Below are 1,082 nucleotides of genomic sequence, written 5' to 3' on the forward strand. Positions count from 1 at the left end.
ACGTCTTCCTCGGCCTCGCACGTGCCTTCCCGCACGAGCGGTTCGTCATGGTCATGCCTCCCAACGATGTGGCGTTGTTCGAGCGCATCCGGGAGGAGGCGCGGGCGATCCCCAACCTCGACTTCGTCGAGCGTGTCCCGTTCACCGAGATCCAGGACTACTTCGACCGCGCCAAGGTGTTCATCAACACATCGACGGTCGAGGGCTTCCCGAACACCTTCGTCCAGGCCGCCATGGGCAGCACGCCGGTGCTCTCGCTGTCGGTGGATCCCGACGGTGTGTTGGCCTCGGGCGGGTTCGGTCGTTGCGCCGGGGGTGATGTCGGGCGCCTGACATCGGACCTGGGCGAGATGCTGGCCGATGGGCGTCTCCGTGAGGAGATGGGGCGGGCCGGCTTCTCGTATGCCAAGGCCACACATGACATCGATACGGTCATGCCCCGCTTCAAGGAACTGCTCTCAGGCGTGGTGCGACACGACGCTGAAAGAGGGTGGGGACGCTGAGGGTCCTTCTCGTGCACAATTCCGCTGCGTTCGGGGGCGCAGAGCGCTACACGGTCGATCTCGCCACAGGGTTGATGGCGGCTGGACACGACGTCGTCTTCGTGGGACCGGCTTCGTCGCCAACGGGTCTTCGGCTTGTGGCTGCGGGTGTTGAAGTCGTGCACGTGTCGATGGGGATGGCGATCGGCTGGCATGCTCCGCTCGGGCCGCTGAACGAGCCGCTCTTCTGTGTGGACCTCCATATGAACCCATGGCGTCGGAGATTCAGGCGTGTCGTGCGGGAGCTTCATTCGGACACTCCATTCGATGTGATCCACGTACAGTTCATCAAGGAGCGATCATGGATCGGCTCCCTTGGGAGGGCTCTCGGGGTGCCTGTCGTCTGGACCGTGCATGCGCCGCGCGAAGACTGGATGAAGCGTGGACTCGCCGCCTCAGTCTTCCGATCGGAGGTATCCGGCGTGGCACGCTTCGTGGCCGTCAGCCAGGCTACCGCGAGGGATCTGATCGCCGCAGGTGTCGAACCACATCGAGTAGATGTCGTCTACAACGGAGTCGACATCCTCGGGTTCGCCGGAG

General features: G+C 64.0%; 2 protein-coding genes. Both read left to right on the forward strand.

Annotated features, from left to right (window positions below; genetic code table 11):
- On the forward strand, nt 1-503 hold a 503-nt coding region (locus tag X474_RS22620; RefSeq protein WP_044352240.1), incomplete at its 5' end, for a glycosyltransferase.
- Between the two features lie 11 nt (nt 504-514).
- A partial coding sequence (locus X474_RS22625) for a glycosyltransferase family 4 protein (protein ID WP_156360891.1) occupies nt 515-1,082 on the forward strand: 568 nt, incomplete at its 3' end.

The sequence above is a fragment of the Dethiosulfatarculus sandiegensis genome (assembly GCF_000931935.2).
In the GTDB taxonomy this organism is placed as follows: Bacteria; Desulfobacterota; Desulfarculia; order Desulfarculales; family Desulfarculaceae; genus Dethiosulfatarculus; species Dethiosulfatarculus sandiegensis.